Source organism: Streptomyces marokkonensis (assembly GCF_039539045.1).
Lineage (GTDB): Bacteria > Actinomycetota > Actinomycetes > Streptomycetales > Streptomycetaceae > Streptomyces > Streptomyces marokkonensis.
The window spans coordinates 1-16,475 of sequence record NZ_BAABCQ010000168.1 but is presented as its reverse complement, the minus strand read 5'-3'; the positions used below and the strand labels follow the sequence as shown (position 1 = coordinate 16,475).

Here is a 16,475-nt window from a genome sequence, read left to right as displayed (position 1 = left end):
GGGCCTGGAGAGGGCTGCCCCCGTCCGCCCAGCAGTCGGGAGGGGGTCGCCCGGACCGTCCGCCCAACGGTCGGGAGGGGGGCGCCCGAACCGTCCGTCCAGGGGTCGGGAGGGGGGTCGTCCTGACCGTCCGCGAACGCCTGCCGACACTGTGCGATGTCCGCGATGCCCGGTCTGCGAGCGCGGTTTGTGGGGCGGGCCCCACATCCACGATGATGATCGCGGCAAAGACGGGTGCAAGCGGCGCCGACCGACCGAGAAACGGCCGGTGAACACGGCGTTCCGGGTATCCGATAACCTCTGCCGACATGCCGCCCGGGTGCCGCAGGCACGGGCGTCCCACCATGCGCAGGCCCGGCGCCCAGGCGTCGGTACCCAGGGAGTGAGTTCGGTTGTCGACCGCCATCCTCACCGGTCAGCCGGTTCCCGGTTCGTCGATCGAGAGCGAACTGCGGTCCCTCGGTTTCGACGTGCGTCTCGCCTCCGGCGCCGCCGACACCGAGACGCTGCTGGCCCAGGTACCGGGCGGTGAGCGGGTCGCCGTGGTCGACGCCCGTTTCGTCGGCCACCCGCACGCCCTGCGTCTGGGCCTCACCGACCCACGCTTCCCGCTCGCCGCGATCCCGGGCGCCGTGACCGCCCAGCCCGAAGCCCGCCAGTCCCTGACCCGTGCGATGGCCCGCGAGAACTCCGCGGGCGGCGGCACCGTGGACGGGGGTGCCCCCGCGCGAGTGAAGCCGAGCGCCGGGGACCTCCACAGCCTCGCCGACCGGATCACCGCCGCCCTCGACGCCGACGGCGCCGACGTGTACCGGCCGGAGCTCGGCAGCCTGGTCGCCGCCGTCCCCGCCGACCCGCAGGCCCGAAACGAGGCACGCCGGGCCGTCGCCGACGTCGACGACGAGGCCGTACGCCTGAAGTCGGCGGTCAAGGCCCGCGACGGTTTCGTCACCACCCACTTCATCAGCCCCTACTCCCGCTACATCGCCCGCTGGTGCGCGCGGCGCGGGCTGACCCCCAACCAGGTCACCACCGCCTCGCTCGTCACCGCGCTCATAGCGGCGGGCTGCGCGGCCACCGGCACCCGCGGCGGCTTCGTCGCCGCCGGTGTCCTGCTCATCGCCTCCTTCGTCCTCGACTGCACCGACGGACAGCTCGCCCGCTACTCCCTCCAGTACTCCACGCTCGGCGCCTGGCTGGACGCCACCTTCGACCGCGCCAAGGAGTACGCCTACTACGCGGGCCTCGCCCTCGGAGCCGCCCGCGGCGGGGACGACGTATGGGCCCTGGCGCTCGGCGCGATGGTCCTGCAGACCTGCCGGCACGTCGTCGACTTCTCGTTCAACGAGGCGAACGTCGACAGCACGGCCGCCGCCGCCAACACCAGCCCCACCGCCGCGCTCTCCGACAGGCTCGACAGCGTCGGCTGGACGGTCTGGGTCCGCCGCATGATCGTCCTGCCCATCGGCGAACGCTGGGCCATGATCGCCGTCCTGACCGCCGTCACCACGCCCCGGATCACCCTCTACGCGCTGCTGATCGGCTGCGCGTTCGCCGCGACGTACACCACCGCCGGCCGCGTCCTGCGCTCGCTGACGCGCAGGGCCACGCGGACCGACCGGGCCGCCGGGGCGCTGGCCGACCTGGCGGACTCCGGCCCGCTCGCCGAGGCAGCGGCCAAGGCCTTCCGCAAGCCCGCCCGCCGGCTGCCCGGCTTCACCGCCCCCGCCGTCGCCCTCCTCGGCGGCCTCGCCGTCGCGCTGACGGCCGCGTTCACCGACTTCGGCGGCCCCTGGCCGGCCGTCGCCGCCCTCGCCTACGTACTGACGTCCGCCCTCGCCGTCGCCCGCCCCCTCAAGGGCGCCCTCGACTGGCTGGTCCCGCCGTTCCTGCGCGCCGCCGAGTACGGCACCGTCCTGGTGCTGGCGGCGAAAGCCGACGTGAACGGGGCGCTTCCGGCGGCTTTCGGGCTGGTGGCCGCGGTCGCCTACCATCACTACGACACGGTCTACCGCATCCGCGGCGGCGCGGGCGCGCCGCCGCAGTGGCTGGTGCGGACGGTCGGCGGGCACGAGGGCCGCACGCTGGTGATCACCGTGCTGGCCGTGCTGCTCACCGCCTCACAATTCAAGGTCGCGCTCACGGTCCTCGCCGTGGCCGTGGCTCTCGTGGTGCTCGTGGAGAGCATCCGCTTCTGGGTCGCCGCCCACCAGGGCGGCGCACCCGCCGTACACGACGAAGGAGAACCCGCATGATCGGCCTCGTGCTGGCGGCCGGCGCCGGACGCCGTCTGCGCCCCTACACCGACACCCTGCCCAAGGCACTGGTCCCGGTCGGCCCCGAGGGCGCGGAGGACAGCATCACGGTGCTGGACCTGACGCTGGCGAACTTCGCCGAGGTCGGCCTGACCGAGGTCGGGATCATCGTCGGCTACCGCAAGGAAGCCGTGTACGACCGCAAGGAGGAGCTGGAGCAGAAGTACGGCGTCAAGCTCACCCTCATCGACAACGACAAGGCCGAGGAGTGGAACAACGCCTACTCCCTGTGGTGCGGCCGTGACGCCCTCAAGGACGGCGTGATCCTCGCCAACGGCGACACCGTGCACCCGGTCTCCGTCGAGAAGACCCTGCTCGCCGCCCGCGGTGACGGCAAGAAGATCATCCTCGCCCTCGACACGGTGAAGAGCCTCGCCGAGGAGGAGATGAAGGTCGTCGCCGACCCCGACAAGGGCGTCCGGCGCATCACCAAGCTGATGGACCCGGCCGAGGCGACCGGCGAGTACATCGGCGTCACCCTCATCGAGGGCGAGGCCGCCGCGGAGCTGGCCGACGCGCTGAGGACCACCTTCGAGCGCGACCCGCAGCTGTACTACGAGGACGGCTACCAGGAGCTCGTCAACCGCGGCTTCAAGATCGACGTGGCGCCGATCGGCGACGTCAAGTGGGTCGAGATCGACAACCACGACGACCTCGCCAAGGGCCGGGAGATCGCGTGCCTGTACTGACGAGGCTCATCCCGTCGCCGGTCGTCGTGGACATCCGCGCGGGTGCCCTCGACGACCTGGGGTGTGTGCTCGCCGACGAGCGCATCTCCCACTCGGGCAAGCTCGCGGTCGCCGTCAGCGGCGGCTCGGGCGCCCGGCTGCGCGAGCGCGTCGCCCCGTCGCTGCCCGGCGCCGACTGGTTCCAGGTCGGCGGCGGCACCCTGGACGACGCGATCAAGCTGGCCGGTGCCATGAAGGGCGGGCACTACGACGCGGTCGTCGGCCTCGGCGGCGGCAAGATCATCGACTGTGCCAAGTTCGCCGCGGCGCGCATCGGCCTGCCGCTGGTCGCCGTGCCCACCAACCTCGCGCACGACGGACTGTGCTCGCCGGTCGCCACCCTGGACAACGACGCGGGCCGCGGCTCGTACGGCGTCCCGAACCCGATCGCCGTCGTCATCGACCTGGACGTCATCCGCGACGCCCCGGTGCGGTTCGTGCGCGCCGGCATCGGCGACGCCGTCTCCAACATCTCCGCGATCGCGGACTGGGAGCTGGCCAACCGGGTCAAGGGCGAGCGGATCGACGGCCTGGCCGCCGCGATGGCCCGCCAGGCAGGCGAGGCCGTGCTCCGGCACCCGGGCGGCGTCGGCGACAACGACTTCCTCCAGGTGCTCGCCGAGGGCCTGGTCCTGACCGGCATCGCCATGTCGGTCTCCGGCGACTCGCGGCCCGCCTCCGGCGCCTGCCACGAGATCAACCACGCCTTCGACCTGCTCTTCCCCACCCGCGCGGCCTCCCACGGCGAGCAGTGCGGCCTGGGCGCGGCCTTCGCGATGCATCTGCGCGGGGCGCACGAGGAATCCGCCCACATGGCCGGAGTACTGCGCCGGCACGGGCTGCCGGTGCTGCCGGAGGAGATCGGCTTCACCCCGGACGAGTTCGTCCGGGCCGTGGAGTTCGCGCCGCAGACCCGGCCCGGCCGCTACACGATCCTCGAACACCTCGACCTCGAATCCGACCAGATCAAGGACATGTACGCCGACTATGTCAAGGCCATCGGTAGCTGAACTACGTCCGGTCGTCCATCCCGCGGGGGTCAAGGACCGGCGCAGCGGTGAGCACTGGGCGGGACGCCTCTACATGCGCGAGGTCTCGCTGCGGATCGACCGCTACCTGGTGAACACCAGGGTCACGCCCAACCAGCTCACGTACCTGATGACCGTCTGCGGCGTGCTCGCGGCCCCGGCCCTGCTGGTGCCGGGGATCACGGGCGCCGTGCTCGGCGTGGTGGCGGTGCAGCTGTACCTGCTGCTGGACTGCGTCGACGGCGAGGTCGCCCGCTGGAAGAAGCAGTACTCGCTCGGCGGCGTCTACCTCGACAGGGTCGGCGCCTACCTGACCGACGCCGCGGTCCTGGTCGGCCTCGGCCTGCGGGCCGCCGACGTCTGGGGCACCGGGCGGATCGACTGGCTGTGGGCCTTCCTCGGCACCCTGGCCGCCCTCGGCGCCATCCTGATCAAGGCCGAGACCGACCTGGTGGGCGTCGCCCGGCACCAGACCGGGAAGGAGCCGGTCAAGGAGTCCGCGTCCGAGCCGCGTTCCTCCGGCATGGCGCTGGCCCGCCGGGCCGCCGGGGCGCTCAAGTTCCACCGGCTGATCCTCGGCATCGAGGCGTCCCTGCTGATCCTCGTCCTCGCGATCGTCGACGCGAGCCGGGGCGACCTGTTCTTCACCCGCCTCGGCACCGCCGTACTCGCGGGCATCGCGCTTCTGCAGACCCTGCTCCACCTGGTGTCCATCCTCGCCTCCAGCAGGCTCAAGTGAGTGGCACCATGAAGGTCGGCGCCGTCGTCATCACGATGGGCAACCGCCCCGAGGAACTGCGCGCCCTGCTCGACTCGGTGGCCAAGCAGGACGGCGACCCGGTCGAGGTGGTCGTGGTCGGCAACGGCTCGCCCGTCCCGGAGGTGCCCGACGGCGTGCGCACCGTCGAGCTGCCCGAGAACCTGGGTATCCCCGGCGGCCGAAACGTCGGCATCGAGGCCTTCGGCCCGGGCGGGCGGGACGTCGACATCCTGCTCTTCCTCGACGACGACGGCCTGCTCGCCCGCACCGACACCGCCGAGCTGTGCCGCGAGGCGTTCGCGGCCGACGACGAGCTGGGCATCATCAGCTTCCGCATCGCCGACCCGGACACCGGCGAGACCCAGCGCCGGCACGTTCCGCGCCTGCGCGCCTCGGACCCGATGCGCTCCTCCCGGGTGACCACCTTCCTCGGCGGCGCCAACGCCGTGCGCACCCGCGTCCTCACGCAGGTCGGCGGCCTGCCGGACGCGTTCTTCTACGCCCACGAGGAGACCGACCTGGCCTGGCGGGCCCTGGACGGTGGCTGGATGATCGACTACCGGTCCGACATGGTGCTGAACCACCCCACGACCGCGCCCTCGCGGCACGCGGTCTACCACCGCATGGTCGCGCGCAACCGGGTCTGGCTGGCCCGCCGCAACCTCCCAGCGCTCCTCGTCCCGGTCTACCTCGGGGTGTGGATGCTGCTCACACTGCTGCGCCGCCCCTCCCGGCCGGCCCTGAAGGCCTGGTTCGGAGGCTTCCGCGAGGGCTGGGCCACCCCCTGCGGACCTCGTCGGCCCATGAGGTGGCGTACGGTGTGGCGGCTGACCCGGCTGGGCCGGCCTCCCGTGATCTGACAAGCTCGTACCGAGAGCGTCCCGGCCCGACCCGGGTCAACAGGTCCATGCCAGGTCCGAGCGGCCGAGCATTCCAAAGACGAAAGTTTCCACCAGTGAGTGAGACAACGCACGACGGCACGGTCGCCATGACCAGGCCCGTGTCGCCCGACGAGGGCCTCACACCGGCCCGGCTCGCCGCCAAGCACGGACTGTCCGTGAGCGGTGCCCGGCCGTCCCTCATGGAGTACGTCCGTCAGCTCTGGGGACGGCGGCACTTCATCCTCGCCTTCTCCCAGGCGAAGCTGACCGCCCAGTACAGCCAGGCCAAGCTCGGTCAGCTGTGGCAGGTGGCCACACCGCTGCTGAACGCGCTCGTCTACTTCCTGATCTTCGGCCTGATCCTCAACGCGGGCCGCGGCATGCCGAAGGACGTCTACATCCCGTTCCTGGTGACGGGCGTGTTCGTCTTCACCTTCACCCAGTCCTCGGCGATGGCGGGCGTGCGCGCCATCGCCGGCAACCTCGGCCTGGTGCGGGCGCTGCACTTCCCGCGCGCCTCGCTCCCGATCTCGTTCGCGCTGCAGCAGCTCCAGCAACTGCTGGCCTCGATGATCGTCCTGTTCGCGGTGGTGGTGGGCTTCGGCAGCTACCCCCGGCTGTCCTGGCTGCTGGTGATCCCGGCGCTGGTCCTGCAGTTCCTCTTCAACATGGGACTGGCGCTGATCGTGGCCCGGATGGGAGCGAAGACCCCGGACCTGGCCCAGCTGATGCCGTTCATCATGCGGACCTGGATGTACGCGTCGGGCGTCATGTTCTCCATCCCGATCATGCTGGAGGACAAGCCGGCCTGGATCGCCGACGTGCTCCAGTGGAACCCGGCCGCCGTCTTCATGGACCTGATCCGCTTCGCGCTGATCGACGGGTACGGCTCCGAGAACCTGCCGCCGCACGTGTGGGCGGTCGCGCTCGGCTGGTCCGTGCTCCTCGCGGTGGGCGGCTTCGTGTACTTCTGGAAGGCTGAGGAGAGGTACGGCCGTGGCTGAGCAGCAGCAGGGCGAGCGGGTGCCGACGGTCATCGCGGACGAACTGCACATCGTCTACCGCGTCAACGGCGCCAAGACAGGCAAGGGAAGCGCGACCGCGGCCCTCAGCCGGATGATCAAGAGGGGGGAGCAGCGGGGCGTGCGCAAGGTGCACGCCGTGCGGGGCGTCTCCTTCACCGCCTACCGGGGCGAGGCCATCGGCCTGATCGGTTCCAACGGGTCCGGCAAGTCGACCCTCCTGCGGGCCATCGCGGGCCTGCTGCCCGCCGAGAAGGGCAAGGTCTACACCGACGGCCAGCCCTCCCTGCTCGGGGTGAACGCGGCCCTGATGAACGACCTGACCGGCGAGCGGAACATCATCCTCGGCGGACTGGCCATGGGTATGACCCGCGAGCAGATCAAGGAGCGCTACCAGGACATCGTCGACTTCTCCGGAATCAACGAGAAGGGCGACTTCATCACCCTGCCGATGCGCACCTACTCCTCCGGCATGGCCGCCCGCCTGCGGTTCTCCATCGCCGCCGCGAAGGACCACGACGTCCTGATGATCGACGAGGCGCTGGCCACCGGTGACCGCAAGTTCCAGACACGCTCCGAGCAGCGCATCCGGGAACTGCGCAAGGAGGCCGGCACCGTCTTCCTGGTCAGTCACAACAACAAGTCCATCCGCGACACCTGCAACCGCGTCCTGTGGCTGGAGCGCGGCGAGCTGCGCATGGACGGGCCGACCGACGAGGTGCTCAAGGAGTACGAGAAGTTCACGGGCAAGTAGCCCGACACGCCGGAGCCGCGCCGGAACTGTTCCGGTGCGGCCCGCGTCTGCAAAGGAAGCGTCAACTCCCGGAGTTTCCGGGAATCTTGAAGCCGATCGACGTGTTGTCGTGAGGCGCGGAGGCCCCCGACGAACCTCCGTGAGTTGTACAACGTAAGCTGTACCGGTCCCGAAACGCGGCACATGGGGCGATAATCCCCGACACCGACGGGCGGGCCTGCCGCGCGGGCGGTCGGGCGGCGTGTCCGAAATAGTGCGTATTGGGTCGGCAGTGTAGAACGGGAGATGTGACGGCAATGGCTACGGAAACTCCCCACCTCCGCGAAGCGTGCGCCGTCCCCGACCAAGGCAGCCCGCGATGACGTTCAGCGGCACGGCCCACGCCGTCGACCCGGAGCGCGCCACCCTCGCCAAGGCCGCGGACGAGAACTTCCCCGTGGCCCCCTTCTTCCTCCCCCGCGCCTGGCGCGCCGACCTCATGGCCGTGTACGGCTTCGCCCGCCTCGTCGACGACATCGGCGACGGCGACCTGGCCCCCGGCGGTGCCGACGCACGCCTCCTCGGCGTCCCCGACGACCGGGCCGAGGACCGGCTGCTGATGCTGGACGCCTTCGAGGAGGACCTGCGCAGGGTCTTCGACGGCACACCTCGACACCCGCTGCTGCGCCGCCTGGCGCCGACCGTGCGCCGCCGCTCGCTCACCCCCGGACCCTTCCTCGGCCTGATCGCCGCCAACCGCCAGGACCAGCTGGTCGCGCGCTACGAGACCTACGACGACCTCCTCGCCTACTGCGAGCTGTCCGCCAACCCGGTCGGCCGGCTCGTCCTCGCCGTCACCGGCACCTCGACGCCCGAGCGGATCCGCCGCTCCGACGCCATCTGCACCGCGCTGCAGATCGTCGAGCACCTCCAGGACGTCGCCGAGGACCTGAGCCGGGACCGCATCTACCTGCCCGCCGAGGACATGAAACGCTTCCACGTCCAGGAGACGGACCTCACCGCGCCCACCGCCAACGCCTCGGTGCGCGCCCTGATCGCCTACGAGGCCGGGCGCGCCCGCGACCTGATGAGTGAGGGCGCACCCCTGGTGGGTAGCGTCCACGGCAGGCTGCGTCTGCTGCTCGCGGGGTTCGTGGCGGGTGGCAGGGCGGCCGTCCGGGCGATCGCCGCCGCCGAGCACGACGTACTTCCCGGCCCGCCCAAGCCCAGTAAGGCCCAGTTGCTGCGCGAGGTGGGCTTGACCCTGCGAGGAGAGGGGTGATCGGGACCGTGGAGTCGTCAGAGCACGCGTCGGCACCGGTACTCGCCGCCTACAGCTACTGCGAGGCCGTCACCGGCCGGCAGGCCCGGAACTTCGCCTACGGCATCCGGCTCCTGCCGGCGCCCAAGCGCCGGGCGATGTCGGCGCTGTACGCGTTCTCGCGCCGGGTCGACGACATCGGCGACGGGGCGCTGGCGGACGACGTCAAGGTCACCAGGCTCGAGGAGACCCGGACCGTGCTCGCCCGCATCCACGAGGGCGCGGTCGACGAGGACGACACCGACCCGGTCGCCGTCGCCCTCGCCCACGCCGCCCGGCGGTTCCCGATCCCGCTCGGCGGCCTCGACGAACTGATCGACGGGGTCCAGATGGACCTGCGCGGCGAGACCTACGAGACCTGGGACGACCTCAAGGTCTACTGCCGTTGCGTGGCGGGCGCCATCGGACGCCTCTCGCTCGGTGTGTTCGGTACGGAGCCGGGGGCGCGCGGCGCCGAGCGCGCGCCCGAGTACGCCGACACGCTCGGGCTCGCACTCCAGCTCACCAACATCCTGCGCGACGTCCGTGAGGACGCCGAGGGCGGACGGACCTACCTGCCCGCCGACGACCTCGCCAAGTTCGGCTGCTCGGCCGGGTTCAGCGGGCCGACGCCACCCGTGGGCTCCGACTTCGCGGGCCTCGTGCACTTCGAAGTGCGCAGGGCCCGTGCCCTCTTCGCCGAGGGCTACCGGCTGCTGCCCCTGCTCGACCGGCGCAGCGGCGCCTGCGTGGCCGCCATGGCCGGCATCTACCGCCGTCTTCTGGACCGCATCGAGCGCGACCCCGAGGCCGTGCTGCGCGGCCGGGTCTCGCTCCCCGGGCGCGAGAAGGCGTACGTCGCCGTGCGCGGACTGTCCGGGCTCGACGCCCGGCACGTCACCCGGCGGGCCGTCAGGAGGCGCGCCTGATGGACACACCCGGCACACTCGACACTCCGGCCACAGGCGATGCCTGTGGCCACGAACGGCGGGCAACCCTCCGGTGGCGGTCGGCGTCCCTGACTGAGACGGTCGTCCGTACGCCGTTCAAGCACCGCGGCGACCGGACAGGGAAAGGCGCACCATGACCGACGGCAACGGCACGCGTGACGGCGGGCAGCTCGCGGACGTCTCCGCCCTCCGCCCCGGCGGACACGCCGTCGTGGTCGGTGGCGGACTCGCCGGTGTCACCGCCGCGCTCGCGCTCGCCGACGCCGGGGTGCGGGTCACCCTGCTCGAAGGACGTCCGCGTCTGGGCGGACTCGCCTTCTCCTTCCAGCGCGGCGGCCTCACCGTCGACAACGGCCAGCACGTGTACCTGCGTTGCTGCACCGCCTACCGGTGGTTCCTCGACCGTATCGGGGGAGCCGCGCTCGCCCCCGTGCAGGAACGACTCGACGTACCCGTCGTCGATCTGGACCGGCCCGAAGGCCGAAGGCTCGGCAGGCTGCGACGCGACGCGCTGCCCGTGCCCCTGCATCTGGGGCGGAGCCTGGCCACGTACCCGCATCTCTCGCTGGCCGAGCGCGCGAGCGTCGGGCGTGCCGCGCTCGCCCTCAAGGGGCTCGACCCCGCCGATCCGGCCCTGGACACCCAGAACTTCGGCAGCTGGCTGACGGCGCACGGTCAGTCGGCACGCGCCATCGAGGCCCTGTGGGACCTGGTCGGGATCGCCACCCTCAACGCGGTCGCGGGCGACGCCTCCCTGGGGCTCGCCGCGATGGTGTTCAAGACCGGTCTGCTCTCCGAGCCCGGCGCGGCCGACATCGGCTGGGCCCGCGTCCCGCTGGGGGACCTGCACGACGTGCTGGCCCGCAAGGCGCTCGACGCCGCGGGTGTTCGCACCGAGGTCCGTACCCGCGTCACCTCCGTCCGCGCGGACGGGAACGGCGGCTGGAGCGTCCAGGTCCCCGGCGAGACGCTCGACGCGGACGCGGTCGTCCTCGCCGTACCGCAGGGCGAGGCGCACGACCTGCTGCCCGCGGGCGCCCTCGACGCCCCCGGGAACCTCCTGGAGATCGACACCGCGCCGATCCTCAACGTCCACGTGGTCTACGACCGCCAGGTGCTCGCCGCGCCGTTCCTGACGGCTCTCGGCACCCCGGTGCAGTGGGTGTTCGACCGGACCGAGGCCTCCGGACTGAAGGAGGGACAGTACCTGGCGCTGTCGCAGTCGACCGCGCAGAACGAGATCGACGAGCCCGTTGCCACGTTGCGCGAGCGGTACCTGCCCGAACTGGAGCGGCTGCTGCCCCGTACCCGGGGCGCCGAGGTGAAGGACTTCTTCGTGACCAGGGAGCGCAACGCGACGTTCGTTCCCGCCCCCGGCGTCGGACGGCTCCGGCCCGGCGCCCGTACCAAGGCACCCGGCCTCTGTCTGGCCGGAGCGTGGACCGCCACCGGGTGGCCCGCGACCATGGAGAGTGCGGTTCGCAGCGGTGTCTCGGCGGCGGGCGCCGCCCTCGGCACCCTGGGCCTGTCCCACGGCCTCCTCCCCGATTTCCTGGAGGAGGCCGCGTGACGGCCGCCCCGCGAGGGACCGACGCCCGCACTCCCGGCACCGCAACTGGAGGAATGACTGTGCCCACTGTGCCCCCGGCCCCGAAGGCCGCTCCGAGGACCACGGTGGACGTGACCGCGCTTCTGGAGCGCGGCCGGACCCTGGCCACGCCGGTCCTGCGGGCGGCCGTCGACCGCCTGGCACCTCCCATGGACACCGTCGCCGCATACCACTTCGGGTGGATCGACGCCCAGGGCAGGCCCGCGGACGGCGACGGCGGCAAGGCGGTCCGTCCCGCGCTGGCGGTACTCTCCGCCGAGGTCACCGGTGCCGCGCCCGAGGTCGGCGTACCCGGCGCGGTGGCCGTGGAACTGGTGCACAACTTCTCCCTCCTGCACGACGACCTGATGGACGGCGACGAGCAGCGCCGCCACCGCGACACCGTCTGGAAGGTGCACGGCCCCGCCCAGGCCATCCTGGTCGGCGACGCCCTGTTCGCCCTGGCCAACGAGGTGCTCCTGGAGCTGGGCACCGTCGAGGCCGGCCGCGCCACCCGTCGGCTGACCAAGGCCAGCCGGTCCCTGATCGACGGTCAGGCGCAGGACATCTCCTACGAGCACCGCGACCGCGTCAGCGTCGAGGAATGCCTGGAGATGGAGGGCAACAAGACCGGCGCCCTGATCGCCACCGCCAGTTCCATCGGTGCCGTGCTCGGCGGCGCCGACGAGCGGACCGCCGACTCGCTGGAGAAGTACGGCTACCACCTGGGCCTGGCCTTCCAGGCCGTCGACGACCTCCTCGGCATCTGGGGCGACCCGGACTCCACCGGCAAGCAGACCTGGAGCGACCTGCGCCAGCGCAAGAAGTCCCTCCCGGTCGTGGCCGCCCTCGCCGCGGGCGGCCCCGCCTCCGAGCGGCTCGGCGAGATCCTCGCCGCCGACGCCAGGACCAGCGACTTCGCGAACTTCTCCGAGGAGGAGTTCGCGGCCCGCGCCGCCCTCATCGAAGAGGCGGGCGGCCGGGAGTGGACGGCCGACGAGGCGCGCCGTCAGCACACCATCGCCATCGAAGCCCTCGACTCCGTCGACATGCCCGACCGGGTGCGGGACCGTTTCACGGCGCTCGCGGACTTCGTCGTCGTACGAAAGAGATGATCACTATCGGTCGAATAGCCCTCGCGTAGTCGCCGGCCGGTGTCGCGGGAAGACGAGCACCGGCCGACGGCGGACCCACAGCAGAAGCACCGTATGCACACTGCACGAAGGGGAAGCCATGACAGCGACGACCGACGGAAGCACCGGGGCCACCCTGAAGCCCCTGGCAGCCGCGGCCAGCGAAACCGACATCACGATCCCCGCCGTGGCGGCCGGGGTACCAGAAGCCGCCGCACGCGCCACCCGGCGCGCCACGGACTTCCTGCTCTCCCGGCAGGACGCCCAGGGCTGGTGGAAGGGCGACCTCGAGACGAACGTCACGATGGACGCCGAGGACCTGCTCCTCCGCCAGTTCCTGGGCATCGGTGACGACGCGACCACGCGGGCCGCCGCCCTGTTCATCCGCGGCGAGCAACGCGAGGACGGCACCTGGGCCACCTTCTACGGCGGCCCCGGCGACCTGTCCGCCACCATCGAGGCCTACGTCGCCCTCCGCCTGGCCGGCGACGCGCCCCACGCCCCGCACATGGCCAGGGCGTCGGAATGGATCCGGGCCCGGGGCGGCATCGCCGCGTCCCGCGTCTTCACCCGGATCTGGCTCGCCCTCTTCGGCTGGTGGAAGTGGGACGACCTGCCCGAACTCCCGCCGGAGCTCATCTACTTCCCCACCTGGGTACCGCTCAACATCTACGACTTCGGCTGCTGGGCCCGGCAGACCATCGTCCCTTTGACCATCGTCTCCGCGAAGCGGCCGGTACGCCCCGCGCCCTTCCCGCTCGACGAACTGCACACCGACCCGGCCCTCCCCAACCCCGCGCGGCCCCTGGCACCGGCGGCGAGCTGGGACGGGACCTTCCAGCGCCTCGACAAGGCACTGCACGCCTACCGCAGGGTCGCTCCGCGCCGGCTGCGCCGGGCCGCGATGAACACCGCCGCCCGCTGGATCATCGAACGGCAGGAGAACGACGGCTGCTGGGGCGGCATCCAGCCGCCGGCCGTGTACTCCGTCATCGCGCTGTACCTGCTCGGCTACGACCTCGAACACCCCGTGATGCGCGCGGGTCTGGAGTCGCTGGACCGGTTCGCCGTGTGGCGCGAGGACGGCGCCCGGATGATCGAGGCCTGCCAGTCCCCGGTGTGGGACACCTGCCTGGCCACCATCGCGCTGGCCGACGCCGGGGTGCCCGAGGACCATCCGCAGCTGGTGAAGGCCGCGGACTGGATGCTCGGCGAGCAGATCGTGCGCCCCGGCGACTGGTCGGTGAAGCGGCCCGGACTCCCGCCCGGCGGCTGGGCGTTCGAGTTCCACAACGACAACTACCCCGACATCGACGACACCGCCGAGGTGGTCCTGGCCCTGCGCCGGGTCAGACACCACGACCCGGAACGGGTGGAGAAGGCGATCGGCCGCGGCGTGCGCTGGAACCTCGGCATGCAGTCGAAGAACGGTGCCTGGGGCGCGTTCGACGTCGACAACACCAGCCCCTTCCCCAACCGGCTGCCGTTCTGCGACTTCGGCGAGGTCGTCGACCCGCCGTCGGCGGACGTCACCGCGCACGTCGTCGAGAGCCTCGCCGTCGAGGGCCTCACCCACGACCCCCGCACCCGGCGCGGCATCCAGTGGCTGCTCGCCCAACAGGAGCCGGACGGCTCCTGGTTCGGCCGCTGGGGCGTCAACTACGTCTACGGCACCGGGTCCGTCGTACCCGCCCTGACCACCGCCGGACTCCCCGTCTCGCACCCGGCCGTCCGCCGCGCGGTGACCTGGCTGGAGTCCGTCCAGAACGACGACGGCGGCTGGGGCGAGGACCTGCGGTCCTACGACGACGCCAGGACGTGGAGCGGCCGGGGCGCATCGACCGCCTCGCAGACCGCCTGGGCGCTGATGGCCCTGCTGGCGGCGGGGGAGCGGGAGTCCAAGGCCGTCGAACGCGGCGTCGCCTGGCTCGCCGCCACCCAGCGGGAGGACGGCTCCTGGGACGAGCCCTACTTCACCGGCACCGGCTTCCCCTGGGACTTCTCCATCAACTACCACCTCTACCGGCAGGTCTTCCCGCTCACCGCGCTCGGGCGGTACGTTCACGGAGAGCCCTTCGCCAAGAAGCCGCGCGCGGGGCAGGCCACCGCCACCGTCACCGCCCTCGCCGAGCCGTTGTCGGCCGACGCGTCCACGGCCGAGGCGAAGGGCAGCTGATGACCCGACAGCCCGGCCCGTCCCCGCTGCTGATCGCCTGCGCGCTCGGCATCGAGCACCTCGCCCTGCGCACCGGCGACCGCGGCGGCGCCGGCGGGCCGGTCACCGTCCTGCGTACGGGCATGGGCCCGAAGGCGGCCGAGCGCTCGGTCACCCGGGTCCTGGCCGACCCGGCGCTCGGTGAGGCCGCCGTGCTGGCCACGGGCTTCTGCGCGGGACTCGCCCCCGGCATGCACCCCGGCGACCTGGTCGTCGCCGAGGAGACCCGGGACCCGCGCTCCACCGTCCCGTGCGTCGGGACGGACCGGCTCGTCAAGGAACTCGCGCGAGCCGCCCCCGGGCGCACCGTCCACACCGGGCCGCTGACCGGCTCGGACCACGTCGTCCGCGGTCCCGGGCGCGCCGATCTGCTGGCGACCGGCGCGATCGCCGTCGACATGGAGTCAGCGGCCACGCTCCTGAGCGCCGTCCGGACGGGCGCGCGCCCGGTTGCGGCCGTGCGGGTGGTCGTGGACGCTCCAGAGCACGAGCTCGTCCGGATCGGCACGGTGCGCGGTGGAATATCGGCATTCCGCGTCCTTCGATCCGTTCTTCCCGCATTCTTCGAATGGCACCGTTCTTTGCCGCTCCCCCGGAGGTGAGCCCAGATGGCCATGCCGCTGCGCCAGTCCATCAAGGTCGCTACATACCTGGCCGAACAGAAGATCCGCCGACGGGACAAGTTCCCCCTCATCGTGGAGCTGGAGCCGCTCTTCGCCTGCAACCTGGCGTGCGAGGGGTGTGGCAAGATCCAGCACCCGGCCGGGGTGCTCAAGCAGCGCATGCCGGTCGCGCAGGCGGTGGGCGCGGTGCTCGAATCGGGAGCGCCGATGGTTTCCATCGCCGGCGGCGAGCCGCTGATGCACCCGCAGATCGACGAGATCACCCGCCAGTTGGTGGCCAAGCGGAAGTACGTCTTCCTGTGCACCAACGCCCTGCTCATGCGCAAGAAGATGGACAAGTTCACGCCCTCCCCCTACTTCGCGTTCGCGGTGCACATCGACGGGCTGCGGGAGCGGCACGACGAGTCCGTGGCGAAGGAAGGCGTGTTCGACGAGGCCGTGGAGGCCATCAAGGAGGCCAAGCGGCGCGGCTTCCGGGTGACCACCAACTCGACCTTCTTCAACACCGACACCCCGCAGACCATCGTCGAGGTCCTCGACTTCCTCAACGACGACCTCAAGGTCGACGAGATGATGATCTCCCCGGCCTACGCCTACGAGAAGGCGCCCGACCAGGAGCACTTCCTGGGCGTGGAGCAGACCCGCGAGCTGTTCAAGAAGGCCTTCTCGGGCGGCAACCGGGCCCGCTGGCGGCTCAACCACTCCCCGCTGTTCCTCGACTTCCTCGAGGGCAAGGTCGACTTCCCGTGCACGGCGTGGGCGATCCCGAACTACTCCCTCTTCGGCTGGCAGCGCCCGTGCTACCTGATGAGCGACGGATACGTCCCGACGTACCGGGAACTGATCGAGGACACCGACTGGGACAAGTACGGACGCGGCAAGGACCCCCGCTGCGCCAACTGCATGGCGCACTGCGGCTACGAGCCCACCGCGGTCCTGGCCACCATGGGATCGCTCAAGGAGTCCCTGCGTGCCATGCGGGAGACGGTCTCCGGGAACAGGGACTGACGGCATGACCGCCGTCTCCCTGGGGGTTCCCGAGGTACCGGTCCGGCCGATCGCCGAGCGGCGCGTGTCGCGGCGGATCCAGGTCGGGCCGGTGGCTGTCGGGGGCGGGGCCCCCGTGTCGGTGCAGTCGATGACGACGACCCGTACGTCGGACATCGGCGCTACGCTCCAGCAGATCGCCGAGCTGACGG

Annotated in this window: 16 protein-coding genes; all 16 read left to right on the top strand. The window is 71.7% G+C overall.

Annotation, left to right across the window (positions count from 1 at the left end; translation table 11 throughout):
• Positions 1 to 392 precede the first annotated feature (392 nt).
• A complete protein-coding gene (locus ABEA26_RS29770; RefSeq protein ID WP_345596457.1) occupies positions 393 to 2,255 on the top strand; it encodes a DUF5941 domain-containing protein in 1,863 nt (620 codons plus the stop codon).
• Positions 2,252 to 3,004 (top strand): phosphocholine cytidylyltransferase family protein, encoded by a 753-nt coding sequence (locus tag ABEA26_RS29765; protein WP_345596456.1) that lies wholly within the window; start codon positions 2,252 to 2,254, stop codon positions 3,002 to 3,004. The genes ABEA26_RS29770 and ABEA26_RS29765 overlap by 4 nt, the downstream gene beginning before the upstream one ends.
• The gene (locus ABEA26_RS29760; protein ID WP_345596455.1) at positions 2,992 to 4,053 is read left to right on the top strand and encodes an iron-containing alcohol dehydrogenase family protein; all 1,062 of its coding nucleotides are present in this window, start codon (positions 2,992 to 2,994) and stop codon (positions 4,051 to 4,053) included. The genes ABEA26_RS29765 and ABEA26_RS29760 overlap by 13 nt, the downstream gene beginning before the upstream one ends.
• The gene (locus ABEA26_RS29755; RefSeq protein ID WP_345596454.1) at positions 4,031 to 4,810 is read left to right on the top strand and encodes a CDP-alcohol phosphatidyltransferase family protein; all 780 of its coding nucleotides are present in this window, start codon (positions 4,031 to 4,033) and stop codon (positions 4,808 to 4,810) included. The genes ABEA26_RS29760 and ABEA26_RS29755 overlap by 23 nt, the downstream gene beginning before the upstream one ends.
• Positions 4,811 to 4,818: 8 nt before the next feature.
• The gene (locus ABEA26_RS29750; RefSeq protein ID WP_345596459.1) at positions 4,819 to 5,691 is read left to right on the top strand and encodes a glycosyltransferase family 2 protein; all 873 of its coding nucleotides are present in this window, start codon (positions 4,819 to 4,821) and stop codon (positions 5,689 to 5,691) included.
• 95 nt (positions 5,692 to 5,786) lie between these two features.
• The gene (locus ABEA26_RS29745; protein ID WP_345596453.1) at positions 5,787 to 6,716 is read left to right on the top strand and encodes an ABC transporter permease; all 930 of its coding nucleotides are present in this window, start codon (positions 5,787 to 5,789) and stop codon (positions 6,714 to 6,716) included.
• Positions 6,709 to 7,488 (top strand): ABC transporter ATP-binding protein, encoded by a 780-nt coding sequence (locus ABEA26_RS29740; RefSeq protein ID WP_345596452.1) that lies wholly within the window; start codon positions 6,709 to 6,711, stop codon positions 7,486 to 7,488. Before ABEA26_RS29745 ends, ABEA26_RS29740 begins: the two co-directional genes overlap by 8 nt.
• Before the next feature lie 358 nt (positions 7,489 to 7,846).
• Positions 7,847 to 8,749: a squalene synthase HpnC gene (gene hpnC, locus ABEA26_RS29735; protein WP_345596451.1), complete on the top strand. Its 903-nt coding sequence runs from the start codon at positions 7,847 to 7,849 to the stop codon at positions 8,747 to 8,749.
• Entirely contained in the window at positions 8,746 to 9,696 is a 951-nt protein-coding gene (gene hpnD / locus ABEA26_RS29730) for a presqualene diphosphate synthase HpnD (RefSeq protein ID WP_345596450.1), read from the top strand. The genes hpnC and hpnD overlap by 4 nt, the downstream gene beginning before the upstream one ends.
• Positions 9,696 to 9,854 carry a DUF6380 family protein gene (locus ABEA26_RS29725; RefSeq protein ID WP_345596449.1) on the top strand — a complete coding sequence of 53 codons (159 nt, stop codon included), beginning with the start codon at positions 9,696 to 9,698 and terminating at the stop codon, positions 9,852 to 9,854. The genes hpnD and ABEA26_RS29725 overlap by 1 nt, the downstream gene beginning before the upstream one ends.
• Complete coding sequence (gene hpnE, locus ABEA26_RS29720) at positions 9,851 to 11,287, top strand: hydroxysqualene dehydroxylase HpnE (RefSeq protein ID WP_345596448.1); 1,437 nt, start codon at positions 9,851 to 9,853, stop codon at positions 11,285 to 11,287. Before ABEA26_RS29725 ends, hpnE begins: the two co-directional genes overlap by 4 nt.
• Before the next feature lie 68 nt (positions 11,288 to 11,355).
• Positions 11,356 to 12,420: a polyprenyl synthetase family protein gene (locus ABEA26_RS29715; protein ID WP_345596458.1), complete on the top strand. Its 1,065-nt coding sequence runs from the start codon at positions 11,356 to 11,358 to the stop codon at positions 12,418 to 12,420.
• 118 nt (positions 12,421 to 12,538) lie between these two features.
• Positions 12,539 to 14,614, top strand: a complete 2,076-nt coding sequence (shc, locus tag ABEA26_RS29710; protein WP_345596447.1) for a squalene--hopene cyclase — start codon at positions 12,539 to 12,541, stop codon at positions 14,612 to 14,614.
• Positions 14,614 to 15,255 carry a phosphorylase family protein gene (locus ABEA26_RS29705; protein WP_345596446.1) on the top strand — a complete coding sequence of 214 codons (642 nt, stop codon included), beginning with the start codon at positions 14,614 to 14,616 and terminating at the stop codon, positions 15,253 to 15,255. The genes shc and ABEA26_RS29705 overlap by 1 nt, the downstream gene beginning before the upstream one ends.
• Positions 15,256 to 15,261: 6 nt before the next feature.
• Positions 15,262 to 16,284, top strand: a complete 1,023-nt coding sequence (gene hpnH, locus ABEA26_RS29700; RefSeq protein WP_345596444.1) for an adenosyl-hopene transferase HpnH — start codon at positions 15,262 to 15,264, stop codon at positions 16,282 to 16,284.
• Between the two features lie 4 nt (positions 16,285 to 16,288).
• Positions 16,289 to 16,475 (top strand): flavodoxin-dependent (E)-4-hydroxy-3-methylbut-2-enyl-diphosphate synthase (locus tag ABEA26_RS29695; protein WP_345596443.1); only part of this gene is annotated, 187 nt, incomplete at its 3' end.